Raw genomic sequence first — 26,362 nt, forward strand, 5'->3', positions numbered from 1 at the left:
TCACCTCAGCCGGGCGGCGCACCAGCGGAAGTGCCCGTCCTGCGGGCCGGTGCCGAAGAGGTCGTACGTGATGAGGGCGTAGGCCCTGCGGTAGAGGGTCAGGACCTCTTCGGCATGGCCCAGTTCGCGGGCGAAGAGACGGCTCAGCTCGGCGGTGTGACGGTCGGCGTCGGGTCCGTACATGTCCCAGACGGCGGCCGTGACCGCCGCCTCGAAGGCGGGGTCGCCAACCGTGGTGCAGAACCCGAAGTCGAGGACGGCCACGGGCCGTCCGGCCTCGTCGAGGTGGATGTTGGGCGGCACCAGGTCGCCGTGGACGACACTGTCGGCCTGGTCGGGCAGGGCCCGCAGCGCGGCGGCCGTGCGGGACACGACGTCGGCCAGGCCGGGCACGTGCGCGGCGAGGGCGTCCCCGTTGCGGCCCGCGGCCCGTTCCACGAGAGCGGCGAGCGCGTCGGAGAAGCGGGAGTGGCCCTGCCAGAGCGGCCGGTCGTCCCCCTGGATCGCCATGCGCCGCATGGCATGGGTGCCCGGGACGGAGGCGAGCCCGCGCAGGACGGTGAGCAGGGCGTCGGTCTCGCCGCGGGGCAGGTCGCGGGCGGGCGGGTCGCCCTCGGTGCCGGAGCGCAACGGGCGCCCGCCCAGCTCGCGTTCATAGCTGACCAGCACCCCGTCGTGCTCCTCGACGCCGAGGATCTCCGGAGTGTCGAAGGGCAGGGGGTGCCGGGCGATGTCGGCGTAGAGCCGTCGGGTCAGGGCGAAGTCCTGCGGAGGGCGCCCGGTCCACACCTTCGCCACGGTTCCCTCCCGGAGCCGGTAGACGGTCCCCTCTATGCCGGAGGCGAGGCGCCGCGCGCGTGGGTGGCCGCGTCGGGCGAAGTACTGAACCCAGGGGTCGGCCTCGTGCGTGTCCGTCTCGGTCATGCGCGGCATTCAACCAGCGCCGCCCGCGGGCCGTCTCTCCCGCCGGGCACGGAAGTCGCCGGGTGCACCCGCCTTGCGGCTCCCGCGGGCACGGCGGCGGATACTGGAGGACTCGCGATACGGACCGGTTCCCGACCCGCCCTCGCCGCCAGGAGGACCACATGACCGTGCGCACAGGACGTGTCGAACTGACCCCCGCCGCCGAGGAGCTGCTGCGGCGGCTGACCGCGGCGCACGGGCCGGTGATGTTCCACCAGTCCGGCGGCTGCTGCGACGGCAGCGCCCCGATGTGCTACCCACGCGACGAGTTCCGGGTCGGCGGCTCGGACGTGCTGCTGGGACACGTGGCCGGGGACACCCCGTTCTGGATGAGCGCGGACCAGTTCAGGCACTGGTCGCACACCCATCTCACCGTGGACGTGGTCCCCGGCCGCGGCAGCGGCTTCTCGCTGGAGGCCCCGGAGGGCGTCCGCTTCCTGCTCCGCTCCCGTCTCCTCACCGACGAGGAACTGCACCGCCTCGCGTCGAAGCCGCCCCTGCGCGACGGTGCGGACCACACCGGTACGGCATGACGCCCCGTCGGCCGGGCTGACCCTGCCGGCCTGTCGCGGCGCCCCTCGATCTCCTAGAGTTCCGGATCATCCGCTACTCGTCGGCAAGGGGTCCGGACATGGCAGAAGTCGTCCTGTTCCATCACGCGCAGGGCCTGACCCCGGGGGTCGCCGCATTCGCCGACGAACTCCGCGGCGCCGGCCACACCGTCCACACACCCGATCTCTTGGAGGGCCGTACCTTCGCCTCTCTCGAGGAGGGCGCGGGCCATGTCGAACGGATCGGCTTCGCCGAAACGACCGAGCGCGGCGTCCGCGCGGCCGGACACCTTCCGCAGGACGTCTTCTACGTCGGCTTCTCACTCGGTGTGCTGCCCGCCCAGAAGCTGGCCCAGACACGGGCGGGCGCTCGGGGCGCGCTCCTGTTCCACGCCTGCATCCCGGTGGCCGAGTTCGGGACGGCTTGGCCGGACGGCGTGCCGGTGCAGGTGCACGCGATGGAAGCCGACCCGTTCTTCGCCGAGGACGCCGACGCGGCTCGCGCCCTCGTCTCCGGCAGCGCTGACGCGGAGCTGTTCCTCTACCCCGGAGACCGGCACCTGTTCGCGGACCGTTCGCTGCCGTCCTACACTCCGGCCGCAGCCGAACTCCTGACCCGGCGGACGATCGAGTTCCTCGGCTCGCACCAGGGCCCTTCTGACGGCTCTTGCTGAGGTGGTCGGATCAGTGGATCTCGGAGGCCGTTGTCCGGTCCCCGAGACACAAACCCCTTGAGTTGCGGCCCAGTTCTCGAACACACTCGTCCACACGCCGACGGAACGGAGTCCATCGCGATGCCGGACACCACTTCGGCCGACCTCGGCCCTCGTGAGGTGCTGGCCCGATACCAGCGGGCGATGCTCGACAAGTCCGCGGACGACCTGGCCGATCTGTACGCGGTCGACGCCGTGCACGAGTTCCCTTTCCTCTTCCCCGGCATGCCCGAGCGCTACCGGGGACGCGACGAGGTCCGCGCGGGCTATCGAGCGGCCTGGGGCGCGAGCCCGGCACAACCGCAGGAGATCCGCGAAGTCGCCGTGCACGAGTCCACCGATCCGGAGGTGATCGTCGTCGAGCAGGTCGTCTCCGGGACCGTGACCACGACCGGCCGGCCCTTCAGCTTCCCGGGCCTCCTCGTGATCCGTGTCCGAAACGGCCAGATCGTGCATGTCCGCGACTACATGGACGGGCTCGGCGTGGCTCACGCGATGGACCGACTGACCGCGGTGGCCGCAAGCCTCAGCGGCCGCTCCTGACCCAGCACGTCACGGAAACCCTCGGACCTGGCAGGTGCGGACGAAGACCACCGGGAGGTGACCACGCCCGCGCTCCACCTGCCCGCCACACCCGTGGCACCTAGGGTGGGCCCATGTACACGTCCCGGGTCTCCGGCCATGTCGACGCTCCCCGTGCCGCCGTCTACCGGGCGCTGGTGAGCGCCGAGGCGATCGCGCGCTGGCGGGTGCCGGCCGGGATGCGCGCCGAGGTGCACGAGTTCGACGCCCGCGAGGGCGGTGGCTTCCGTGTCTCCCTCACCTACGACGCACCGGCCGCCTCAGGGAAGTCGGCCGCGCACACCGACACCTACCACGGGCACTTCGCGCGTCTGGTGCCCGGCGAACAGGTGGTGGAAGTGCTGGAGTTCGAGACCGCCGACCCCGCCCTGGGCGGCACCATGACCCTGACGACCACGCTCACCGACGCCGAGGACGGCGGCACCGACGTGCTCATGGTGCACGAGGGCGTCCCCGACGCCGTGCCCGCCGCGGACAACGAGACGGGCACGCGCATGGCCCTGGCCCAATTGGCCCGGCTCGTCGAGACCGGCGACGCCTTCTGAGCGGCGGGACCGCACAGCACCGGGGCGCATCGACGGCGGCGCCCGCCTGAATCCTCCGCACGGAGCGCCACCCGGCCGGGCCGGCCCAGCCCGAAGGGCGCCGAGAAGCCGCGCCTCACGAACCGGGCGCACCAACAGACCCGCCGTCACCGTCTGGACGCCCTCACGAAGCCTCCCCTAGGGTGCTGCGGCAAGCGCTTTCTAGCCTGCCCATGCCAACTCCCGTGTGCGCAGCCCCGCCGACGACCGGACGAGGAACCGTCGCGGGCCGGCGCGGAAAGGCAGTGCCCAGTGCCGCAGAGACCGCCGTTCCCGTCCGTCACCCGCAAGTCCTTCTTACGGGGCATGGCGGCCGTGGGTGCCGCTCCCCTGCTTCCCGTCCCCGCTGCCGAGGCCGCGCCCTCGGCCCGCCGCCCGGACTTCCCCCTGCTCCAGGACGGCACCGCCGTGGACGTGTGCGTCGACGCGGCGGACGACCCCGCCGTCATCCGCGCGGCCGGGGACCTCCAGGCCGACGTGGAGCGCGTCGGCGGCGTACGGCCGAAGCTCGTGCACACCGTCCCGCCGCGTGCCCGGCTGCTGGTCCTGGTGGGCACGATCGGCGCGAGCCCGGTGATCGACCGGCTCATCGGGCAGGGACGCCTGGACGTCTCCCGGGTGAAGGACCGCTGGGAGGCCTCCGTCACCCAGGTCGTGGACCGTCCGCTGCCCGGTGTGGAGCGTGCCCTGGTCATCGCCGGAAGCGACCGCCGCGGCACGGTCTACGGCGTCTACGACACCTCGGAGCGCATCGGCGTCTCGCCCTGGTACTGGTGGGCCGACGTCCCCGTGGCCCGCCGTGACACGGTGACGGTCCCGGCCGGGCCCCTCGTCCGGCGGGAACCCGCCGTCCGCTACCGGGGCATCTTCATCAACGACGAGCAGAACCTCACCACCTGGTCCCACCGCACCCAGGAGCCGGACAAGAACATCGGCCCGAAGACCTACGAGCGGGTCTTCGAGCTGCTGCTCCGCCTCAAGGCCAACTACCTCTGGCCGGCGATGCACCCCTACTCCGACTTCTTCAACAAGCACCGCGAGAACCCCGAACTGGCCGACCGCTACGGCATCGTGGTCGGCTCCAGCCACCCCGAGGCCATGCTGCGCAACGGCGTCCACGAGTGGCAGCCGTGGGCCGAGGAGCACCGGGCCGCGGACGGCACGCTCCCCCTGTACGACTACACGGTGAACCCGTCCGTCATCTCCGACTACTGGCGGGCGCGGGCGCGCCAGAACGCCGCCTACGAGAGCAGCTGGACGATCGGCATGCGCGGGCTGCACGACTCGGCGCTGGAGACGAAGCACGCCACCACCGTCCCGGAGAAGGTCGCGGTGATGAACGACATCATCGCCGACCAGCGCCGCATCCTGGCCGAGGAGGTCGGCCCGGCCGCCGGGCCGCAGATCTTCATCCCGTACAAGGAGGTCCTGGAGCTGTACAACGCGGGCGTGCAGGTCCCCGAGGACGTCACGCTGATCTGGCCGGACGACAACCACGGCAACATGCGCCAGCTCCCGAACGACGCCGAGCGACGCCGCTCCGGCGGCAACGGCATCTACTACCACCTCTCCTACTGGGGACGCCCCCGCAGCTATCTGTGGCTGGACACCACGCAGTTGAGCAAGGTGTGGCAGGAGTTGCGCCGGGTCCACGAGCACCGGGCGGACCGCATGTGGATCTTCAACGTCGGTGACATCAAGTCGATCGAGACGGGGCTGTCCTTCTGCCTGGACATGGCCTGGGACGTGGACCGGTGGGGCCCTGAGAACGTCGAGGACTTCCTCGTGGAGTGGTCCGGGCGCCAGTTCGGCCGGCGGTACGGCGCGGAGATCGCCGCCCTGCGCACCGAGTACTACCGCCTCGCGGCGGAGCGGCGCCCGGAGTTCATCGACCGGGCGGTCTTCTCGACGGTGCACCACGGCGACGAGGCCGGCCGCCGCATGACGGCCTACGAGAACCTGCTGGAGCGGGCGCGCCGGCTCGGCGCGAAGCTGCCCGAGTCCTGCCGGGACGCCTACTTCGAGCTGGTCGAGTACCCCGTGCACGGCGCGTACCTGATGAACCTGAAGTACTACTGGGCCGATCGCAACGCGCTCGCCGCCCGGCAGGGCCGCGGGGCCGGCACGAACCGTTTCGCGGACCTGGCCGAGGCGGCGCACACCGAGGAGCAGGCGATCACCCGGCGCTACAACACGCAGATCGCGGGCGGCAAGTGGGACGGCATCGTCAACCCCTACCCGTCCGAGATCCCCAAGGCACCGGGCCGCCCGGCCGTGACCAGACTCCCCCGCCAGGAGACCTCGGGCCTGGGCCTCGCCTCCGAGGGCAACGAGACGGGAACCGACCGCCCGTTGTCCTTCTCCTCCTACACCCGCGACCGCCGTTTCGTGGACGTCTTCAACACCGGCTTCCTGCCGCTGGAGTGGCGTGCCGAGCCGAGCGCCCCGTGGATCCGGCTGAGCACGACGGGCGGTGAACTCACCGACCAGCTGCGGGTGTGGGCCGAGATCGACTGGGCGCGGGTGCCGGAGGGCACGCACCGCCCGGCGCTGACCTTCACGGGCGCCGGCCGGAGCATCGGGGTGCCGCTGCTGGTGGTCAACGACGGGGAACGGGCGCGCCGTCGCGCCCGCGGGTTCGTCGAGGCCCACGGCTATGTGTCGATCGACGCCGCGCACTTCGACCGTGAGGTGCCGCGCGGTGGGGCGCGGTGGCGGGTGGTGCGCGGGCTGGGCCGCCGTACGGCGGCGGTCGAGGCGGTCCCGACGACGGCACCGCCGATCACCGAGGAGCTCACCACCCGGTCACCGGAGCTGCGGTACCGCATCCGCTTCTCCACGGCCGGCACGTTCCCGGTGACCGTCTTCCGTCTGCCCTCGCTGGACGAACGCGGCAGGCGACGTGTCGCCGTCGCCCTCGACGACCAGCCCCCGGCGGTCGTGTCGGGCCAGGCGGTCGCCACCGGCAACCGGGGCGACGCCTGGGCGCGCAACGTGGAGGAGGGCGTCGAGAAGCTGACGGTCCGGGTGACGGTGGCCGCTCCGGGCGACCATGTGCTGAGGGTGTTCATGGTGGATCCGGGGATCGCGGTGGACCAGATCGTGATCGACACGGGCGGGGCGGGGGGCGGGTATCTGGCGCCGCCCGAGAGTTATCGCCGCTCCTGACCCGGGACCGGGCGGCCCGTCGGCTCCGTGAGCGAGCCGCCGAGCCGCCCGGCTGCTCCCGGCGGCATTTCCGGACCGGTGCATATCGGTGTATACGGAAAAGACGTGAGGACGCCCCGAGAAGCGCGAGTGACGGAAGAACACCGCTTTTTGCCTGACGTGCTTCGGAAGTGATGCACTCAGCGCTTCCCTGTGCACCCGTGCGCCCCCTTGGAGAAAGGGTTCGTCAAGTCAGCGGCGGGGTTGGACTGGGCAGGACATGGTGCAAGCGCCACGTCGGTGAAACGTCACCGTTTTCCCCGGTCGACCGAAGCGGGTGGTATTCGATGAACAGCCGCGTTCCCGAATCGCAACAGGCATGGACGGTTGGTACTGCTCCAGGCATATTCCCATCCATCGGCCACGGTATCGCCTTGTTCCGCCGTCCGCTGGAGTTTCTGAATTCTCTTCCCGAGCGGGGTGATCTGGTCGAGATACGCCTGGGCCCCCAGCGGGCCTGGATGGTGTGTCACCCCGAGCTGGTCCACCTGATGCTCAGGGACACCCGTACCTTCGACAAGGGCGGACCGCAGTACGAGCGGCTGCGGGCGCTGATGGGCAACGGCGTCGTCACCTGCCCGCACGGCGAGCACCGGCGCCAGCGCCGCATGCTGCAACCCACCTTCCGCCCTTCCCGGGTCGCCGCGCAGACGGACCTGATGGCCCGGGAGGCCGAGGCGTTGTGCCGTGACTGGCGGGACGGGCAGAAGGTCGATGTCAGTGCCGCCACGCTGACTCTGACGACCCGGCTGATCAGCCGGCTCCTGCTGTCCGACTCGCTCGGTCCGGCGGCGGCCGACGAGGTGCGGCACTGCCTCGCCGCCATCGTGCGCGGCCTGTTCGTGCGCACCGTCGTGCCGGTCGACGTCCTGTTCCGTCTCCCCACTCCGGCCAACCGCCGCTACCGGCGTGCGGTGGAGCGGGTACGCGAACTCATCGACGCGGCCGTCGCCGAGCGCCGCGTGGGTGCGCCCCGCGACGATCTGCTGGGGCTCCTGCTCACGGCCGCCGGGGCCGAGGACGGCACGCCCCCGGTCACCGACCGGGAGGTCCAGGACCAGTTGGTGTCGCTCCTGCTCACCGGGTCGGAGAGCCCTTCGATGTGTCTGGCCTCGGTGTTCGGTCTGCTGGCCCAGCACCCGGAGGTGGAGCGGCGACTGCACGCCGAGGTCGACACCGTCCTCGGCGGCCGGCTGCCCGACGCCGATGATCTGCCGCGTCTGGTCTACACCCGGTCCGTCCTCACGGAGACCCTGCGCCATTCCCCGCCGGGCTGGCTCTTCACCCGGGTCACGACCCGCGAGACGGAGCTGGCCGGGCGCCGGCTGCCGAGGGGGACCACCGTCCTGTACAGCCCGTACCTCCTGCACCACGACCCCGAGTCATTCCCCGAGCCCGACCGGTTCCTGCCCGAGCGCTGGCTGGAGGGCGGTGCGGCCGCCGGTCCGCACGGGGCGCTGATCCCGTTCGCCGCCGGCAACCGCAAGTGCATCGGCGACCTGTTCTCCATGGCCGAGATGACGGTGGCCCTGGCCACCATCGCCGGCCGCTGGCGGTTACGGCATCCCACCGGACGCGTCGCCCCGCCCCGCCCGGGGGCGACCCTGGGACCGAGGTCCCTGACGATGATCTGCGTCCCACGGGCGGACGCACCGGGCGGCACCGCGCCGCACGCCGTCGCCGCCGCGCCCGGAGCCGCGCCCGCGGCGCCCGGGGCGGACAAGAGCCGGAGGGACGGTGACGACGGTGTCCACCACGCATGAGGAAGCAACGATCGTCACGCCGGGCGGAACCGCCCCCGCGAACCTGGTCGAGCTGATCGACACCCGGCTCCACATGCCCTTTCCGTTCCGGTGCAACCCCCACGAGCCGGACGCCGCGGCGGCCGTCGACCACTGGCTGCGCGTGACCGGGCTGAGTGACGAGCCGGGGGTGGCGGCCATGATCTCCCGCACCCGCCCGGCCGAACTGGCCTCCTACAACAGCCCCGACGCGGATCCCGGCATCCTGCGGCTCGTCGCCCTCCAGATCGCCTACCAGTTCGTCTTCGACGACCGGGCCGAGGAGGTCGGCCGGCACGGGCCGGGGCTCCTGCTGCCGATGCTGTGCGAGAGCATCGCGATCCTGCGGGACGGCGCAGCGCCCGATACCCCGCTGGGTGCCGCCCTGGCCGACCTCCACCGCCAGGTCGGCGAACGCTGCACCCCGGCGCAGGCCGCGCGCTGGGCGTGGAAGAGCCGCGAGTACGTGCACGGCCTGCTGTACGAGGCGGTCGCGCAGAGCCACCCCTCCCCCCTCCGGTCGGGGCTGTGCACCTCGATACGGTCCCTCACCGCGGGCGTGGAGCCCTTCCACCCGCTGTGCGAGGCCGCGCAGCCCTGCGAGCTGCCCCCCGGCGAGCTCCACCACCCGCTCATGCGGCGGCTCGCCCGGCTGTCGGCCGACGCGGCGGTGTGGATCCCCGACCTCTTCTCCGCGGTCAAGGAGCAGCGGTCCGGCGGAATGATCAATCTGGCCCTCGCCTACCAACGGGCCCACCAGTGCCCCCTGCCGGTGGCCGTCACGCTGGCCATCGAGCGGATCAACCGCACGATCCGCGAGTTCCAGGAGCTGCGCGCCGCGATCGAACCGTCGTTGAGCCCTTCGGGCGTCGGCTATGTGGAAGGCATGGCCGGGTGGATCCGCGGCTGCTACTACTGGTCCCGCACCGTGCCGCGCTACGCGGACGCGGCCGGCCCCCTGGCGGGGTGACAGGGCGCTGATCAGACCGCGGAGCGAGTGCCCATTCGGGCAACGGTACCCGCGGGATCGGTGTTTCACGCGGCTGTAGCAGGTCATTCACCCTTCTTCGTCGAGCTCGTTCCAGAATCCGGAACGGTGCCCATCGGGAGGCGTACGCTCTCGCTGCCTCCCGATGGCCGACGACAGGAAGCGGTACGCCCCATGGCGAACGAGCTGCGGCAATCCCCGCCCCAGACCCGGCCGTTGCTCGAGCGCCGCAAGGAGCTCCGCGCACTCGACTCGGCGTTGACGGGTCTGCGCGACAGCGTCGACGGCGTGCCTCAGGCGCCGCGCGGCGGAGTCCTCGCCTTCACCGGTCCGGCCGGGATGGGCAAGACCGCCCTGTTGACCCAGGCCCGGATCCGCGCCGGGGCGCAGGGGTTCACGGTGCTGTCGGGCAGGGGTGGTGAGAAGGAGCAGGGGCTCGCGTTCCACCTGGTGCGCCAGATCGTCCAGCCCGTCCTGGCCTCCATGGAGGAGGAGGAACGGCGCGCCTTCCTGGGCGGCTGGCACGACATCGTCGCCGCCGCGCTCGGCCTGGTCGCGACGCCGAGCGGCCATGTGCCGGATCCGACCGGGGTCCGTGACGGTCTCGACTGGGTGATGACGCGCCTGGCGGTGACGAAATGCCCTCTCGTGCTGCTGCTGGACGATCTGCACTGGGCCGACGTCGAGTCGCTGAGCTGGCTCGCCTCGTTCGCGCCCCGGGCCATGGATCTGTCACTGCTCGTCGTGGTCGCGTTCCGGCCCGACGAACTGCCGCTGGAGGCCGCTGCCTTCACTTCCCCGGCCGCCGATCTGGGGAGCCGTCCCTTCACTCTGGCGCCGCTCAGCGCCACGGCCGTGGCCCGGATCGTCCGGGACGAGGTCGGCGAGGAGGCCGAGGACGAGTTCTGCGAGGAGTGCTGGGAGGTCACCGGGGGGAGCCCGTTCGAGGCCGTGGAGCTCTCCATCAGGCTGGGCGAGCGCAGTGTGCGGGGCACCAGCGAGGACCTGCCGGCGATGCGTGACCTGGCGGCCGCGGTGAAGGGGCCGGGGCTGATCGAACGGCTTCAGGGCTTCGGCACCACCACCGTCCGCTTCGCCTACGCGGGGGCCGTGCTCGGGCAGGCCATCTCCCCGGAACTGGCCGCCCGTATCGCGGCGATCGGCAGCACCGCGGCGGCCGAGGCCACGCAGAAGCTGCGCGCCGCGCGCATTCTGGCCGACGGCGAGGGGCCCGGGGAGAGCCTGGACTTCGTGCACCCCCTGATCGCCACGACGATCTACCGGTCCATCCGTCCGAGCCTGCGGGAGGGGCTGCACAACTCGGCCGCGGAGGTCGTGCGGGCGGCCGGGCTCGGTGACGCCGCCGCGGCCCGGCACCTCCTGGAAGTGCCCTGCGAGGGCAGCAGCGAGGCGGTGGCCTGTCTTCGGCGGGCCGCCCGGGAAGCGCTGCACTCCGGCGCCCCGGAGGCGGCCCGGCGGCTGCTGAACCGGGCTCTGCAGGAGCCGCCGCTGCCGGAGGACCGGGCCGCGCTGCTGCACGAACTCGCCTGTGCGACCTTCCTCATCAAGCCCACGGCCACCGTCACGCATCTGCGGGAGGCCCTCGCGGAACCGGACATCGACCCCGAGCTGCGTGCCTCGATGGTGTACCGGCTGACCCAGGCGCTGGCCCACACCGACCGGATGGCGGAGGCCGCGACGGTGGCCGCGGACGAGGCGCGGCGGGCCGCCGCCCATCCGCGGATCCGGTTGCGGATGCAGGCCGACCACTTCGTGTGGAGCGCGTTCCGCGCCGACGAGTCGGATTCGTCCGCCCGCTCGCGGGCGCTGGCCCGGCTGGCCGACCGGCTGCCCGGGCGCGGTCTCGAGGAGCGGTACATCCTCGGGTCGCGCGCCTGGGACGCCATGATGTGCGGCGAGCCCCGGCACAAGGCGCTGGCGTTCGCCGAGGAGGCCTTGCGCGGCGGACTGAGCTGGACCCATGAGAACCGGGGCTTCGAGGTTCCCGTCTCGGTCGCGCTGGTGTTCATGTACTGCGACCAGCCACGGCGGGCCGAGGAGCTGTTCGCCAAGGGCATGGCCGAATGCGAGTCGAAGGGGTGGCGCGGCTCCCACCTGGCCCTGGGGCAGACCCTGGCCGGGTACATCCGGTACCGCCGCGGCTGCCTGGTCGAGGCCGAGAACCTGGTGCGGGAGGGGCTGCGCATCGCCGACCGGGTGGAAGGCGCGGTGCCCGCCCAGTGGTTCGCCGTCGGCATCCTGATCCAGACGCTGCTGGCCCGCGGCCGGGTCCTGGGGGCGCGCCGGCTCGCCGACACCTACCGCTACGGCGAGAGCATCCCGAACTCCGTCATCTATCCCGACCCGCGCACCGTCCACGCCGAGCTGCTCCTGGCGGAGGGCCGGCCCGACGAGGCCGCCGTCCTGCTGACCGAGGTCGGCGAGTGGCTGGAGGGCCGGGACTGGCGCAACCCCGCGTGGTGCCCCTGGCAGCTGGGACTCGCCTCCGCCCTGTCGCGCAGCGCCCCGGACCGGGCGGTGCGCCACGCGCAGGACGCCGTGAAGCGGGCCCGGGACTTCGGCGCGGCCTCCGCGATCGGCCAGGCCCTGCACGCCCAGGCGGAGGTGACGGGCGGGGAGGCCGCGCTCGGACTGCACGCGGAGGCCGTCGACCACCTCCAGCAGTCGCCCGCCGCGTACGAACTGGCCCGTGCCCAGGTCGGCCACGGGGCCGCGCTGGCCCGGGCCGGGCACCTGCACGACGCCGCCGACCGGCTCTACCAGGGCCTGGAAGGAGCGGTGCACTGCGGGGCCGAGGGCCTCGCCGCCCGGGCCAGGAGGGAACTGTCCGCCGCGGGCCTGCGCCCCCTGCCCCTGCGCTACGCCCAGACCGACATGCTCACGGCCCAGGAACGCAAAGCCGCCGAGCTGACCGCCCAGGGGCACCCGGCCTCGGTGGTCGCGAAGCAGCTCCGCATCACCGAGCAAGGGGTGCGCCGGCAGCTGTCCTCCGTGTACCGGAAGCTCGGCACCGACGCGGCCGGTCTGGTGGCGGCCCTGGAGGCCTGCCCGCGGCCGGGGCGGTGAGCAGGGCGGAGGGCGAGCAGGGCGGCGGATTCGTCCTCAACTGCCGTACTGCGCACACTGCTTGACGTTGAACCGTTTCACTGCTTCCCTCATAAGGCTGCCTATGGGAGCGCTCCCAGCCCACACCCCCACGTGAAGGGAACCCCGTGCAGACCTCCCCCCACACCTCCCCCAGACGATGCGCCCTGCCGGCCCTGCTGACTGCCATGCTCATGGCCTTTCTGCTGTCCTTGACCGGCGGCTCGCCCGCGCAGGCCGCCCCGGGCGACGTCACGCCGAAGGCGGCCGCCCCCGGGCAGCCCGGCGATCCGAACATCAAGTTCGTCGGCCGCTGGGACACCACCAGCTCCAGCACCGCCTACACCCCGTACTGGGCGGGCGCGTACTACCGGGCCGGCTTCACCGGCCGGACGGTCAAGCTGAAGCAGCGGGGCACGATCGACCTGTGGGCGCGGATCGACAACGGTCCCGTGAAGTTCTACGACGACGTCAAGGGGACCGTGAACCTGACCCCGACCGCCCTCTCCCCCGGCAACCACACACTCCAGGTCAACTACCAGGTGGTGGCGGGCTCCTACCGGGGCGACGCCGTCTTCCAGGGGCTGGTCCTGGACAGCGGCGCGACGACGTTCGCGCCCGCGGCCCCGTCGAAGCTGGTCGAGTTCGTCGGCGACTCCATCACCGTGGGCACGACGAGTTCGCAGAACGCCCGTACCGCCTACGGCTGGCTGATCGGTGAGCGGCTGGGCGTCGAGCACACGCAGATCGCGCAGGGCGGGGCGTGCCTGGTGGCCGCGGCGGACGGATGCGTGGGACTGGAGCGGCAGTTCACCAAGCTCAACCCGAACGCGTCGACGCCCGACTGGAACTTCTCCCGCTACCGGGCCGACGCGGTCGTCATCAACCTCGGAACCAACGACGTGGGCCACGGGGTGAGTGCCGCGCAGTTCCAGTCGGCGTACAGCAGTCTGCTGCGCAAGGTGCGGGCCGCCTATCCGCAGGCGTGGATCTTCGCGCTGGAGACGTTCCGGGGACGGTTCGTCCCGCAGACCGAGGCCGCCGTGAAGGCCGCCGTCGCCGGTGGTGACGCCCGGGTCTCCTTCGTCGACACCACCGGCTGGCTGGGGTCGGGCGACCTGACCGACTCGGTGCATCCCAACGACCGGGGGCACCGGGTCATCGCCGACCGGCTCGCGCCGGTCATCGCGGCCCGGATCGGTTCATAGGAGCCCGAGGGCCGGGGGCGGGTCTCACATCGGGCCGGGGCCCGCTCCCCCCTTGAGACGTTCGAGGTCCGAGGGCCGCACCTGGATGACGAGCAGGGCGATCAGCGCGGCGACGGCGGTGAAGATCGCCGCCACGATGAAGGCGGCCGAGACGCCGGCGGTGAGGATCTCGTCGGACCAGGGCTTGGGCAGTTGCCCGGTGCGTTCGAACCGGATGCGCTCGGCCGGGGTCGCCTGCCGGAGGAAGTCCGGGACCTGCTTGTCCGCCTCGTTGGTGCTGGCGGTGCCGTACATCGTGACCAGGATGGACAGGCCGAGGGAGCCGCCGACCTGCTGGGTGGCGTTGAGGAGGCCGGAGGCCGCGCCGGTCTCCGGTGTGGGCACGTTGGACAGCGCCATGAGGGTCAGGGACACGAACTCCATGCCCATGCCCAGGCTGAAGACGAGCATCGGGCCGAGGACGCTGCCCGCGTAGGTGGAGTGCACGTCGGTCAGGGTCAGCCAGGCCAGACCCGTCGCGGCCAGGATCGCGCCCACCACCATGAACGGCTTGGGCCCGTAGACGGGCAGGAACCGTGAGGCCAGTCCGGCGCCGATGGCGATGACCGCGCTGACCGGCAGGAAGGCCAGTCCGGCCGAGAGCGGGCTGAACCCGAGCACGTTCTGCACGAACAGCGTGAGGAAGAAGAACATGCCGAAGATGGCGGCGGCCAGGCACAGCATGATGCCGTAGGTACCGGCGCGGTTGCGGTCGGCGAACATGTGCAGCGGTGTGATGGGCTGTTTCGACCGCCGCTCGATCGCGATGAAGGCCGCGAGGACCACGACCGCCCCGGCGAAGGAGGCGAGGGTGAGCGGGTCCCGCCAGCCGTCCTGCGCGGCTCTGATGAAACCGTAGACGAGCAGCACCATGCCCGCGGTGGAGGTGAGCGCGCCGGCGATGTCGAAGCGGCCGGGGTGGCGTTCGGACTCCCTGATGTAGCGCGGTGTGGCGAGCACGATGAGCAGGCCGATGGGCACGTTGACGAACAGCACCCACCGCCAGTTCAGCCATTCCACCAGCATGCCGCCGGCGAGCAGGCCGATCGCGCCGCCACCGGCCGAGACGGCGGCGAACACCCCGAAGGCGCGGTTGCGTTCCGGCCCCTCGCGGAAGGTGGTGCTGATCAGGGCGAGGGAGGTCGGGGAGGCGATGGCGCCGCCGACGCCCTGAAGGGCACGGGCGCCCAGGAGTTGGCCGGCGTTCTGGGCGAACCCGCCGAGCAGGGAGGCGAGCACGAACAGCAGCACGCCGAAGACGAAGACCCGCCGTCGGCCCAGGATGTCACCGGCCCGGCCGCCGAGGAGCAGCAGCCCGCCGAAGGTGAGGGTGTAGGCGTTCACCACCCAGGACAGGCTCGTGGTGGAGAACTCCAGCGAACTCTGGATGTGCGGCAGCGCGATGTTCACGATGGTGATGTCGAGGACCACCATCAACTGGCAGGAGGCGATGACCAGCAGTGCCATCGCGTTTCCGCCACCACCGGATTCCCTGGTGGTGGTCGCCTGTGGTGAAGCCGGCTGCGGGCTGCTGCCTGCGGTGTCCACCGTTCGACGGTACGCCCGCCTCTCCCGCCCCACCACTCGATCACCGTCGGGCCGGGCGGGGCCGGTTGCGTGGCGGCCGAGCTGAGATTCGCGCGCTGTGCGGGGATAATCCGGTCAAGGTGGCCCAGTGGGCCGCGTACGGCGGAGAGGAGCGACCGTGATCCGCGTTCTTCTCGTCGAGGGGACCCGTCTCGTGCGGGGTGCCTTCGCCGCTCTGCTGTCGCGGGAGGACGACATCGAGGTCGTCGCGGAGGCCGACGGCGACGGTGACGTCCTGGCGCGTGCCCTGGTATGCCGGCCGGACGTGGCCGTGATCGGCGTGGACTCCAGGGAGGGCGAGGAGATCGCCGTCCGGGGCGAGCTGCGGGCGCGGCTGCCGGAGTGCCGGCTGCTGCTGATGATGGCCTCGACGACACCCGAGCGGCTGCGCCGCATGCTCGATGTGCACGCCGCCGGTGTCATCTGCACCAACGCCCCTCCCGACCGGCTGGTGCACGGTGTGCGCAAGCTGGTGCGGGGGCAGCGGTTCGTCGACCCCGAATTCGCGCTCGCCGCGCTGGACGCGGGAGCGAACCCGCTCACCCCGCGTGAGGTGCAGGTGCTGCGGCTGACCGCCGACGGCACTCCGACGCGCGAGATCGCCGAGCGGCTGTGCCTGTCCGCGGCGACGGTGCGCAACCATCTGTCGGCGATCACCCGGAAGACGGGCGGGCGCAACCGGATCGACGCCATCAGGATCGCCACGGAGTCGGGCTGGGTGTGATCCACCATGCTCCTGCACGCCCCTTCACGCCCCCGTGGCGGGCCCTGGCGCAGGGACGGCCGGGCAGGTCATCGAGGTGTACCTGCCCGGCCCCCGCGGGCCTCGCGCCCTTCCCGGGATCTGCTTCGAGCATCCCAGCACGGGGGCACCGTCCACCAGCGCCTTTTGTCACGCGTGCGGTGTGAAAGCGTCCTTCGCGGACCGTGAGGAACGTCGGTGCGGGATGGGCGTTCGACTCGGTTGCGGGTCAGCGGCCGCCGCGGATGAGGCCCGTCAGATAGCGCCAGAGCGAGGAGCGCTGCCGGGCGGCCGGGTCCGGCAGGACCTCCTCGGCCGCCCCCGGCGCGGGCACGTCGGCCCACGGCCGGGGAGGCGGTGCGGAGGCGAGGTCGTACCGCACGGGCAGCGAGCGCAGGCCGCGCATGAAGGGCGAGGAGCGCCACGGCAGTTGATCGGCGGGCAGGGCGAGGTCGAGGTAGTCGAACCGCTCGAACAGGCGCCCCACCCCGGCCGCCGCGACCGCCGAGGCCAGTTCCCGCGCCGGGCACTGGCGCGGGCCCGCTCCCCAGGACAGGTGGGCCCGGGTGCTGATGGTGGTGCCCGAGGCGATGTGGTCGGCGAAGAGCGGGTCGGCGTGTGCGGCGCCCGGGGAGACCCAGACCGGGTCGCCGGCCCGGATGGTGTAGTTGCCGAGCTGGGTGTCCCGGGCGGCGAAGCGCGGGACGAAGTTGACCAGCGGCGGCTTGCGCATGACCACCCGGTTCATGGTCTCCCTGACCATCCCGGCGGACAGGCTGGCGCGCACGCTGCCCTCGCCCGAGATGACCTCCACGACGGTGTTGGAGATGAGGATGCCGACGTGGTCGGAGGTCATGCCCAGCAGCATGAACAGCTCTCGGGCGAGATGGTCCAGCGACAGGTCCGGGTGGGCGGCCAGCAGGTAGGAGGGGAAGTCGTCGCCCGGCTTCTCCAGCTTGAGCGCGGCCAGTTCGGCCAGCGTCGCCAGCAGGCGCTCCAGTGCGGCCTCGGCGTCCGGGCCGGCGTCCAGCACCCGCCACATGTCCATCAGCGCGTCGTCGCCCTGCGAGCCGGGGAAGCCCAGCAGGTGGCTGGCCACCATCAGGGGCAGCGGCCGGGAGAACTGGGCGGACAGGTCCGCGAGGCCGCTCTTGCCGCCCTGCCCGATGAGGGTGATCAGTTCGTCGGCGTAGGCGGTGACGGCGGCCTTCAGGCGCTTGGCCTGGGGGTGGCGGGGGTCCTGGAAGGGCTTGAGGGCGACGTCCCAGGCGGTGCGCAGCGGCCGGTAGCCGGCGCCGCCCTGGATGAGGATGTGGTTGACCTCCAGGGAGGGTCCCAGCGGCCAGTCGGCGGGCACCCTGCCCTCGGAGCGGGCCCGCCAGTTCTCCAGGCCCTTGGGCCAGCCGTCGTCGTCCTGGAGCACCTGGAGCGACTCCCGGTAGCCGAGAACCAGCCAGGCGGGCACCCCCAGCAGGTCGACCGGCGCGACGGACCCGTGCTCCCGGCGCAGCCGCTCGTAGACCAGCGCGGGACGCGTCTCGTAGTCCCTGGTCAGCAGCGGTTCGGGACTGAGTGTCTCCAGCCTCGTGTCGTCCAGGTCCACGGATCCGCCGTCACCCCACTGGGATTCCATCGTCTTGCCACCCTCCGACACGCCCTGTACCGGCGCACCATCAGTCGGTAGCCGGAAACGGTGGGGACCCTACCCCAGGCTGAACCCACGGGTAACGACGGGGGTCGGGTGGTGGGGGCGGTGCCGTGGCGTGTCAGGCTGCCGTGTAACCGAGTTGGCGGCGCATGTAGGGCGTCATGAGGCTCTTCGCCTTGGCCAGGGTGGTGGTGCGGCCGCCCAGCACGGCGGATTCGCCGCCCGGCACGGGCAGCACGGTCAGTCCGTCGGCGGGGCCGAACGGCACGATGAGCGGGGTGCGCCGGATCGGGCGGTACAGGCGCGGCTCCTTGCGGTGCCTGCCCGGACTGCGCAGGTGGGCGCGGATGTTGTGGGCGGCGAGGTCCGCCTGGGCGAGCGCGGCGGGGGTGATCTTGAGTTCGCTGATGTCGTTCACGTCGCCGACGGCGAACACGTCCGGTCTGCCCTCGACGCGGAGCGTCCGGTCGACCTTGACGCGTCCTGCGGCGTCGAGCCAGTCGCCGTGCCCGGCCAGGCGCAGCCAGAGCGTGTTGGGGGTGGTGCCGGTCGCCCAGAAGGACAGGTCGGCCTCGATGACGGTGCCGCGGGCGTCGCGGTAGGTGCCGAAGTCGGTGCCGGGCGAGATGAAGGACTCGAGCCGCACCTCGATGTCGTGGGACTCCAGCCAGGCCAGCGCCTTGCGTCCGGGGCGGGCCTGGCCCGTGGAGTCGAGCAGGGCGGACCCGGAGTGGGCGAGGGTGACCCGGGCGTCCGGGCGGGCGAGGCGGATCTCGGCGCTGAGTTCGACGCCGCCGGGGCCGCCGCCGACGACCAGGACGTGTTCGGCGGTGGCGATGTCGCGCTGGTGCCCGGCGAACGACTTGACCGCTTCCTCGGTGGTGGTGCCGGTGAAGCGGGCCGGTTCGGGGTAGTCGGCGCCGGTGGCGATCACGACCACGTCGTACGGCAGTCGCTCGCCGGTGGCGAGGACGACGTGCCGTTCGGCGGTGTCGAGGCGTACGGCCTTGCCGGTGACGACGCGGCCGTGGTGCAGCAGCCGGTCGTAGGGGATGAAGGGGGTGTGGGTCCACTCGGGGTGGACTCCGGCGCGCAGGGAGGCGATGCGGTGGAAGAAGACCTCCTTGCGGTCCACCAGCGTCACCCGGGCCGTGGTGTCGAGCCGCCTGGCCAGCCGGACACCGGCGTATCCGCCGCCGATCACCACTACGTCGCCGTCGTGCACACCGAGTCTCCTGTGCCTGTGGGGGGGAGAGCGAGGGCCGCCGCGGACGGGCCCCGCTCGGATCGACCCTCGGCGGCCACTCGACTGACGCGACAGTAGCGCTTGAAAACTAAAGGGATTCCGAGGTTCGGTGCATGTTCCGTGAAGGGTTCGGCACCTGACCGGCCGTCACCTGCCCCGGATCTTCCCGTCACCTGCCCCAGATCTTCCGGTACGCCTCCCGGTAACCCGACGGGTCCCAGGTGGTGGCGCCTTCGCTGTTGTCGGCCGTGGCGATGTGCACCGGCGCCACGTACCCGCTGTCGGGACGGCCGGAGAAGGCGCGGTTGAACTCGTCGACGATCTGCCAGCCCTGGAGGGACAGCGGCTCGGGCACGGTGGCGGCCTGGTACTGCCTGCTGTTCACGCGCTGGAAGGCGGACGGGTCGCCGTCGCCCGCCCCGATGTTGAAGGGCGGGCCCGAGCCCTTCTCACCGGCGGCGCGGAAGGCCGGGGCGGCGTCGGCGAAGTACAGGTCGTTGATGGCCACGGAGTGGGTCCAGCGGTCCCGGAAGCGGGAGAGCAGGGAGGAGATCTCCCGGGGGGTGCGGCTGCTGGCGTCGGGGATCGGGATGTTCTCCACCGAGAGCAGCCGCACGCCCTGACAGCTCGTCAGTTCCTCGCGGATCAGGTCGGACTTGTTGCGCGCGAAGGGGATCGACGCGTCCGTGATGAGCACGACACCGGCACGGCCGCCGGAGTCGGAGATGATCCACTGCGCGCTGATGCGGGCCACGTCCCGCACGCGGGTGGTGACGTTGGTGAACAGGTCGGGCCGCCGGCTGGGGCCGGGCTCGGGGACGGCGTGCCAGCCGATGAGCGGGATGCGCTGCGCGTTGGCCCGGGCGGTCTGCTGCGCCGTCGAGTCGGGGTCGAACCCGCCGATCACGATGCCCGAGGGACGCAGGGCCACGGCTTCGCTCATGGCCGCCTGGATACCGGCCGGGGTGCCGCCGCCGTCGATGACCCGGACGTTCCAGCCGATGGCCCGCGCGGCGTCCCGCACTCCGTCCGCGGCACCCGCCACGCCGGGGTTGGTCATGGTCTGGGCGACGAAGACGATCGTCTTGCCCGGCACCGCTTCGGGGCCGCTGGTGGGCCCCGACCAGGGGATGTCGGTGCGCTGCGCGCGGGTGACGGCCTCGCGGGCCCGGGCGTGGACGGCGGGGCAGCCGTTCGGGCCCGTCGCGGACTCCTCCGCGGTCTCGGAGGAACCGCGTTCGCAGCCGGTGAGGGCGGCGGCCGCGGCCAGCAGGGCGCACGAGGCCAGCCGCGCGGTGCGGACTGCGGGGGCGGCCTTGCGGGTGCGGTGCACGGGAGCTCCAGTGAGGGTTCGGCGCGGGTGCCGGACGGGTCAGGGCGGTGACGTGCCGCCCCCGGGCGCAGGAGCGGACGGGGGCGGTGCCGCGGGTGTGTCGCGGGCCGCGCCGCCGCGCAGCCTGCGGCGGGCCGCGTATCCGGCCAGGCCCACGGCGATCAGGAGGGTGCCGCCGTTGAACAGCGGGACCGTCCAGAACTCGGCGCCGAGCTGGGCGATGCCGGTGAGTCCGACGGCGAGGACGGCGACGGCGACGAGGGTGCCGAGGGCGTTGGGCCGGCCGGGCTTGATCGCCGTGGAGCCGAGGAGGGCGCCGACGAAGGCGGGCAGCAGGTAGTCGAGGCCCACGCTCGGGTTGCCGATCTGCTGCTGGGCGGCGAGCAGGACCCCGGCGAAGCCCACGATCAGGCCCGAGGCGGCGAACGCGTAGACGGTGTACGTGCGGGTCGGGATGCCCAGGAGGTCGGCGGCGCGCGGGTTCGACCCGACGACGTAGAGGTACCGGCCGAGCGGCAGCCGTTCCAGCACCAGCCAGAGGAGGGCCACGAGGGCGAGTACGTAGAAGGCGGGGACCGGGAGGCCGAGGAAGGAGGAGTCGTAGAGGTCGGTGAACGCGGGCGGCAGGCCCCGCGGGCCGGGGACGATCCGGCCGCCGTCGGTGATCCAGCCGGTCACGGCGTACAGGATGCTGCCGGTGCCCAGCGTGGCGATGAAGGAGTCGATCCGGCCGAACTCGACGACGACGCCGTTCAGGACGCCCACGACCAGCCCGCCGGTGAGCACCGTGAGGCAGGCCGGGGCCCAGGGCCAGCCCTGCTCGACGACGAGCCAGAGCACCATCACATGGGCCAGGCCGAGGGCGTATCCGAGGGAGAGGTCGAACGCGCCGGTGACGATGGGCAGCATGGCGGCGAGGGCGAGGACCGCCGGGATCGACTGGTTGGACAGGATCGAGTCGAGGGTGTCCAGCGTGGGGAACGTGTCCGGCAGGGCGAGGGAGAAGACCAGGTAGAGCAGGGCGGTGAGGGCGAGCAGGCCGTAGGCGCCGACGAGGTGGCCGCCGGGGCGGCGCCCGGGCCGCGGCGGCGTCATGGGTGCCCTGCCGGGGACGGGGGCAGGGCCGAGGCCGCCCGGGTCAGTCCGGCGACGGTGAGGGCGGGACCGCTCAGCTCTTCCGTCACGGTCCCGCGCACGAAGACCAGCGTGCGCCGGCACACGCTCGCCACCTCCTCGAAGTCGGTGGAGAGCAGCAGGACCGCGAGGCCCGCCTCCAGCGCCTCGGCCAGCAGGCGGTGGATGGCGGTTTTGGCCCCGACGTCGACACTCGCGGTCGGCTCCTCCAGGATCAGCAGCCGCAGATCCGACCGCAGCCGGCGGCCGATCACGACCTTCTGCTGGTTGCCGCCGGACAGCGTGGCGATGGGGATCTCGGGATCCGGCGGGCGCACCGCGAACCGTTCGATCAGGGCCGCGGCCCGGGCCCGTTCGCTGCGGGGGCCGATCCAGCGCGGTGCGCGCGGGCCTCCCGCGCGGGGGTCGGCCAGGAGGTTCTCCCGTACGGTCAGCTCGGCGAGGCAGCCTTCGCGCAGCCGGTCGCCCGGTACGAGACCGACCCCGAGGGCGACGGCCTCCGCGACCGAGCGGGGGCGGTACGGACGTCCCCGCAGCGCGGCCCGCCCTCCGAGCAGGGGCCGGGCGCCGGCGAGGGCTCGGCCGAGGTCAATGTGCCCGGCTCCGGAGAGGCCGACCAGGCCGAGCACCTCCCCGGCCGCCAGCTCCAGACCGACGGGTCCGGCCCCGGCGGTACGCACGCCGTCGAGGGTCAGGACGGGCGGCGCTGCGGCCGGTGCCCTCGCGGGGCGGGGGGTGGCCGGTGCGGCCGCCTCGCCGACGATGTCCTGGACCAGCCGGGCCGGGTCGCGGTCCGCCGTCCGGCCGTGGCTGACGAGACGGCCGTCGCGCAGGACGGCGTACGCGTCGGCCACCTGGCGGACCTCGTCCAGGCGGTGGCTGACGTAGAGGAGGGCGTGCCCGCGGTCGCGCAGGTCGTGCAGGACGCCGAAGAGCCGGGCGCTGTCCGCGGCGGGCAGGCGGGCGGTCGGTTCGTCGAGGACGAGGAGCCGGGCGCGGGCGGCGAGGGCCCGGGCGATCGCGACCAGGGAGCGGTCGGCGGGCGTGAGGGTGGAGACCGGCGCGTCGGGGTCGAGGTGGGCGGCGACGGTGCGCAGGGCGCCGGCACAGCGCGCGCGGGTGCGCCGCCAGGAGATCAGCCCGGACCGGCGTGCGTAGCCGGTGGTCAGGGCGAGGTTCTCGGAGACGGTCATCCACTCCACGAGGCCGAGGTCCTGGTGGATGAAGGACATGCTCCGGGTGGCGGCGGGACTGCCGAGCGGCTCCCCCGCGACGGTGATCTGACCGGCGTCGGCCTGGTGGACTCCGGCGAGGATCTTGATGAGGGTGGACTTCCCGGCGCCGTTGGGTCCGAGCAGGGCGAGGACGCTGCCCGGACGGACGTCCAGGTCGACCCCGGCCAGCGCGACGGTGCCGCCGAACCGTTTGCTGAGCCCGCGGATGCGGAGCAGGGGTTCCGGCCCGAACGGCGAAGCCGTCTTCGCCGACCTGTCGGGAGTGTCGCGCACCCGATCAAATTACAGCATTTCGGGCACTCTTCGGCTCGTCACGGCTCCACTCGCTCACGCGGCGTCGATCCCGCATTCGGCCCAGATGACCTTGCCCTCCGGCAGATAGCGCGTCCCCCAGCTCTGCGAGAGCTGCGCGACGAGGAACAGACCGCGGCCTCCCTCGTCGGTACTGGCCGCGCGGCGCAGGTGGGGGGCGGTGTTGCTGGCGTCGGAGACCTCGCAGATCAGCGTGCGGCCGTGCAGCAGCCGCACCCGGATGGGCTCGGCGCCGTGCCGGATGGCGTTGGTGATCAGCTCGCTGAGGATCAGCTCCGCGGCGAACGCGGTGTCGTCGAGGCCCCGCTCGGACAGCCACCGCATGGCGCACGCCCGGACCTCACCGACGAGGGCCGGGTCGGCGGACAGCTCCCAGGTGGCGACCCGGGCGGGATCCATGGCGTGCACGCGGGCGACCAGCAGGGCGATGTCGTCGTGCGGGTGCGCGGGCGCGACGGTGTCCAGGACCGCCTGGCAGGTCTCCTCGGGGGCGCGCCCGGGACGGGCCAGGGCCTCGCGCAGCTGCTCCAGGACCAGGTCGACGTCGCGGTGCCGGTCCTCGATGAGCCCGTCGGTGTACAGGACCAGCTGGCTGCCCGCCGGGAGGTCGACCTCGACGGCGTCGAAGGGCAGGCCTCCGAGACCGAGCGGTGGCCCGGCGGGGAGGTCGGGGAAGCTCACGGTGCCGTCGGGCAGCACGAGCGCGGGCGGCGGGTGACCGGCCCGGGCCATCAGGCACCGCTGCGTGGTCGGGTCGTGGATGGCGTAGAGGCAGGTCGCGCCGATGACGCCGGCGCCCTTGCCGTCCGGGTCCTCCCGGTCGAGGCGGCCCACGAGGTTGTCCAGGTGGGTGAGGACCTCCTCCGGCGGGAAGTCGAGCTCGGCGAAGCTGCGCGCGGCGGTGCGCAGGCGGCCCATCGTGGCCGCGGAGAGCATGCCGTGGCCGACGACGTCGCCGACGAGGAGTCCGACGCGGGCGCCGGACAGGGGGATGACGTCGTACCAGTCGCCGCCCACATCGGACTCGGCGGGCAGGTAGCGGTGGGCCACCTCGACGGCGTCCTGGTCGGGCAGGCCGTGCGGGAGGAGCCGGCGCTGGAGGGCCAGGACCATGGTGCGTTCGTGGGTGTAGCGCCGGGCGTTGTCGATGGACAGGGCGGCGCGGGAGGCGAGTTCCTGTGCCAGGGAGCGGTCGTCGTCCCCGAAGGAACCGCCGGCCCGGTAGAAGCTGGCGATGCCGAGTACCACGCCCCGGGCGAGCAGGGGCACCGCGATCAGGGACTGCACATGGGTCAGGAGGCGCTCGGTGTGCTCGGGGTCCTGGGCGAGCCAGCCCGCGGCGGCCTTCAGATCCGGCTCCAGCACGGCCTCGCCACGGGTGAGACAGCGCAGCTGGGGTGCGGTCGGGCCGTAGTCCATACGCTTGCCGGGCGGAGTGAAGGGCAGTCCCTCACGGATGCCGTGGAGGACGGTGCGGCGCAGGTCGGCGAGGGGGTCGGCGGACTCCTCGCCCCGCAGCACGGCGTCGGGCAGGTCGATGGTGACGAAGTCGGCCAGTCCGGGAACGGCCGTCTCGGCCAGTTCCTCGGCGGTGCGGCGCACGTCCAGGGTGGTGCCGATGCGGGTGCTGGCCTCGGACAGCAACTCCAGACGCCGACGCGCTGCCAGGGCGTAGGCCCCGACGTGCGGCTCCCCCAGCATCACCAGTCCCCGCGCGGGGAACGCGGCTTCGGACGGCACACGGGGCGGGCGACGCCCTCCGCCGTCGGGCGGCGGTGCACCGTCCGACGTGGGTACACCGTCCGGCGCGGACACACCGTCCGGCGTGGGTACACCGTCCGGCGCGGGTGCGCCATCCGGAGGCGGTGCACCGTCCGGCGTGGGCGCGTCGGGTTCGGCGGCGCTGCGGCCGCCGTCGGCCGTGACGACCGCGTCGGGCTCGGCCGGGCCGTCCGCTTTCGGCGTGGCCCCACCTCCCCCGCCCGCCGCCGGAAGAGCTCCGTCGGGCCCGACAGGCTCATCCGACCCGGCAGGCGCATCCGGCCCGGAGTCCGCCCCGAACCGGGCCGTCGCGCCACCGGGCCAGGAGGCATCCCCACGGCTGCCGGGCGCGCCGGGGGTAAGGGGTGCGTCGGGCTCGGCGGTCGTGCCGGGCGCGCCGGGGGCGACGGATGGGTCGGGCCCGTCGGTCATACCGGACGTGCCGGGGGCGACGGGTTCGGCGGGTCCGTCGGGCCCGGCAGCCGCGTCCGCTGCGGCGGAACCGCGGCCTCCGGTGGAGGTGGCCGCCCGGCCGGGGGACGCGGCGAGGAAGCCGGACGGAAGGGTGAGCGCCGGGCGCGCGAACGAGAGCGCGGCGGCGAGCGGAAGGAGTTCGTCCGTCTGGTGGGGTATGACGAGGGGTTCTCCCGCCGGGACGCCCAGCAGCTCGGCCTCGATGGCGATGCCCCGCACGCCGGATCCGCTCCTCACCGGACGGCTCACGAGCGTCACCCGCCGGCCGTCGGACAGGGTCACCTCGAGGGTCCCCGGCCGGGCGCCGGAGATCAGCGCCGCGGCCTTCTCCTTCAAGAGCTCCTGGTCGACGGGACGCAACGCGTTCACGAGGGCGCCCACCGCCACACCGCGGCGGGGACCGGCCGTCTCGGCCGCGGTGGCCAGATACGTTCGCAACAGGGCGCGCTCGTGCGCCGAGCTCTGCATAAGGAGTCGCCGTTCGATGCCCTCGGCGGCCCTGCGGATGGCGACGCCCAGCGCGGGCCGCTCGAAGCCACGCGGGTAGCCGAGGCACAGCACGCCCTCGATGCGCCCGCTGAGCGGGTCCCGGACGGGCAGCGCGACGCAGGCGCTCTGCTGGGAGCGCTCCGCGAAGTGCTCGGCGCCGTAGACGCGGATGAGCTGCCGCTCCGCCAGGGCCAGCCCGATGCCGTTGGTGCCGGCGACCTGCTCGGCGAAGACGAACCCGGGCACGACCTGGATGGCCGGCAGGCTCCTGGCCATCGACGGGTCCCCGAAGCGGCGCAGCAGCACCGTCCCGTTCGCGTCGGCGACGGAGATGTTGACCTGGCTCCCGGCGAACGTGGCCTGCAAACGGTCGAGCACCGGCGCGGCCGCCCGGACGATCCGGCCTCCCGGGTCGAAGTCGTCCCGGTAGGGCAGGTCGACCGCGTCCGGCGACAGCCCCAGGGAGCGGCTGCGCTGCCACGAGTTGAGGATGGACGTCCGTACACCGGCCGCGACCGGCTCGCCCTGGAGGAACCGTTCACGAAGACTCACGGGCCCCGTGCCGTCCGTCGCACGCCCCGCCGGCTTGGGTTCCTCGTCGGACCGAACCACGCTTCGCCTCACTTGCGCCCGCGATAATCCGCTGCTCGGAAGAGAGTCTGGCATTGATGAGGATACGG

Annotated in this window: 18 protein-coding genes; 10 read left to right on the forward strand and 8 right to left on the reverse strand. The window is 72.8% G+C overall.

Annotated elements, in window-relative coordinates:
- Nucleotides 1-924, reverse strand: coding sequence for a phosphotransferase family protein (locus AC0665_RS19095; protein ID WP_478705416.1), 924 nt, complete (start codon nucleotides 922-924; stop codon nucleotides 1-3).
- Nucleotides 925-1,085: 161 nt separating this feature from the next.
- On the opposite strand from AC0665_RS19095, the gene AC0665_RS19100 reads away from it, so the two are divergent.
- The 9 genes from AC0665_RS19100 to AC0665_RS19140 all read left to right on the forward strand — a co-directional run bounded on the left by AC0665_RS19100 (nucleotide 1,086) and on the right by AC0665_RS19140 (nucleotide 13,682).
- Nucleotides 1,086-1,496: a DUF779 domain-containing protein gene (locus AC0665_RS19100; protein WP_478705417.1), complete on the forward strand. Its 411-nt coding sequence runs from the start codon at nucleotides 1,086-1,088 to the stop codon at nucleotides 1,494-1,496.
- Between the two features lie 98 nt (nucleotides 1,497-1,594).
- Entirely contained in the window at nucleotides 1,595-2,188 is a 594-nt protein-coding gene (locus AC0665_RS19105) for a dienelactone hydrolase family protein (RefSeq protein WP_478705418.1), read from the forward strand.
- Nucleotides 2,189-2,308: 120 nt separating this feature from the next.
- Nucleotides 2,309-2,770, forward strand: a complete 462-nt coding sequence (locus AC0665_RS19110) for a nuclear transport factor 2 family protein (RefSeq protein WP_468405335.1) — start codon at nucleotides 2,309-2,311, stop codon at nucleotides 2,768-2,770.
- Nucleotides 2,771-2,883: 113 nt separating this feature from the next.
- On the forward strand, nucleotides 2,884-3,354 hold the full coding sequence (locus AC0665_RS19115; RefSeq protein WP_478705419.1) for an SRPBCC domain-containing protein: 471 nt from the start codon (nucleotides 2,884-2,886) through the stop codon (nucleotides 3,352-3,354).
- 345 nt (nucleotides 3,355-3,699) lie between these two features.
- The gene (locus tag AC0665_RS19120) at nucleotides 3,700-6,561 is read left to right on the forward strand and encodes a glycosyl hydrolase 115 family protein (protein ID WP_478705497.1); all 2,862 of its coding nucleotides are present in this window, start codon (nucleotides 3,700-3,702) and stop codon (nucleotides 6,559-6,561) included.
- Nucleotides 6,562-6,887: 326 nt separating this feature from the next.
- A complete protein-coding gene (locus AC0665_RS19125) occupies nucleotides 6,888-8,363 on the forward strand; it encodes a cytochrome P450 (protein WP_478608254.1) in 1,476 nt (491 codons plus the stop codon).
- Complete coding sequence (locus AC0665_RS19130) at nucleotides 8,347-9,351, forward strand: (-)-alpha-amorphene synthase (protein ID WP_478705420.1); 1,005 nt, start codon at nucleotides 8,347-8,349, stop codon at nucleotides 9,349-9,351. The genes AC0665_RS19125 and AC0665_RS19130 overlap by 17 nt, the downstream gene beginning before the upstream one ends.
- A 192-nt stretch (nucleotides 9,352-9,543) precedes the next feature.
- The gene (locus AC0665_RS19135) at nucleotides 9,544-12,456 is read left to right on the forward strand and encodes a helix-turn-helix transcriptional regulator (protein ID WP_478705421.1); all 2,913 of its coding nucleotides are present in this window, start codon (nucleotides 9,544-9,546) and stop codon (nucleotides 12,454-12,456) included.
- Between the two features lie 146 nt (nucleotides 12,457-12,602).
- The gene (locus tag AC0665_RS19140; RefSeq protein ID WP_478705422.1) at nucleotides 12,603-13,682 is read left to right on the forward strand and encodes an SGNH/GDSL hydrolase family protein; all 1,080 of its coding nucleotides are present in this window, start codon (nucleotides 12,603-12,605) and stop codon (nucleotides 13,680-13,682) included.
- A gap of 24 nt (nucleotides 13,683-13,706) precedes the next feature.
- On the opposite strand, the gene AC0665_RS19145 is transcribed toward AC0665_RS19140, so the two are convergent.
- The gene (locus tag AC0665_RS19145; protein ID WP_468406356.1) at nucleotides 13,707-15,188 is read right to left on the reverse strand and encodes an MFS transporter; all 1,482 of its coding nucleotides are present in this window, start codon (nucleotides 15,186-15,188) and stop codon (nucleotides 13,707-13,709) included.
- A gap of 238 nt (nucleotides 15,189-15,426) precedes the next feature.
- On the opposite strand from AC0665_RS19145, the gene AC0665_RS19150 reads away from it, so the two are divergent.
- The gene (locus AC0665_RS19150) at nucleotides 15,427-16,032 is read left to right on the forward strand and encodes a response regulator transcription factor (RefSeq protein ID WP_478705423.1); all 606 of its coding nucleotides are present in this window, start codon (nucleotides 15,427-15,429) and stop codon (nucleotides 16,030-16,032) included.
- A 247-nt stretch (nucleotides 16,033-16,279) separates the two neighbouring features.
- On the opposite strand, the gene AC0665_RS19155 is transcribed toward AC0665_RS19150, so the two are convergent.
- The 6 genes from AC0665_RS19155 to AC0665_RS19180 all read right to left on the reverse strand — a co-directional run bounded on the left by AC0665_RS19155 (nucleotide 16,280) and on the right by AC0665_RS19180 (nucleotide 26,294).
- On the reverse strand, nucleotides 16,280-17,683 hold the full coding sequence (locus tag AC0665_RS19155; RefSeq protein ID WP_478705424.1) for a cytochrome P450: 1,404 nt from the start codon (nucleotides 17,681-17,683) through the stop codon (nucleotides 16,280-16,282).
- Nucleotides 17,684-17,816: 133 nt separating this feature from the next.
- Nucleotides 17,817-18,923, reverse strand: coding sequence for an NAD(P)/FAD-dependent oxidoreductase (locus AC0665_RS19160; protein WP_468637846.1), 1,107 nt, complete (start codon nucleotides 18,921-18,923; stop codon nucleotides 17,817-17,819).
- Between the two features lie 190 nt (nucleotides 18,924-19,113).
- Complete coding sequence (locus AC0665_RS19165) at nucleotides 19,114-20,277, reverse strand: substrate-binding domain-containing protein (RefSeq protein ID WP_468405317.1); 1,164 nt, start codon at nucleotides 20,275-20,277, stop codon at nucleotides 19,114-19,116.
- Between the two features lie 39 nt (nucleotides 20,278-20,316).
- Nucleotides 20,317-21,372, reverse strand: a complete 1,056-nt coding sequence (locus AC0665_RS19170; protein WP_478705425.1) for an ABC transporter permease — start codon at nucleotides 21,370-21,372, stop codon at nucleotides 20,317-20,319.
- On the reverse strand, nucleotides 21,369-22,919 hold the full coding sequence (locus AC0665_RS19175) for a sugar ABC transporter ATP-binding protein (RefSeq protein ID WP_478705426.1): 1,551 nt from the start codon (nucleotides 22,917-22,919) through the stop codon (nucleotides 21,369-21,371). The genes AC0665_RS19170 and AC0665_RS19175 overlap by 4 nt, the downstream gene beginning before the upstream one ends.
- Nucleotides 22,920-22,973: 54 nt before the next feature.
- Nucleotides 22,974-26,294, reverse strand: coding sequence for a SpoIIE family protein phosphatase (locus AC0665_RS19180; RefSeq protein ID WP_478705427.1), 3,321 nt, complete (start codon nucleotides 26,292-26,294; stop codon nucleotides 22,974-22,976).
- Nucleotides 26,295-26,362: the final 68 nt, after the last annotated feature.

It is taken from the genome of Streptomyces sp. NPDC043685, from assembly GCF_056436585.1.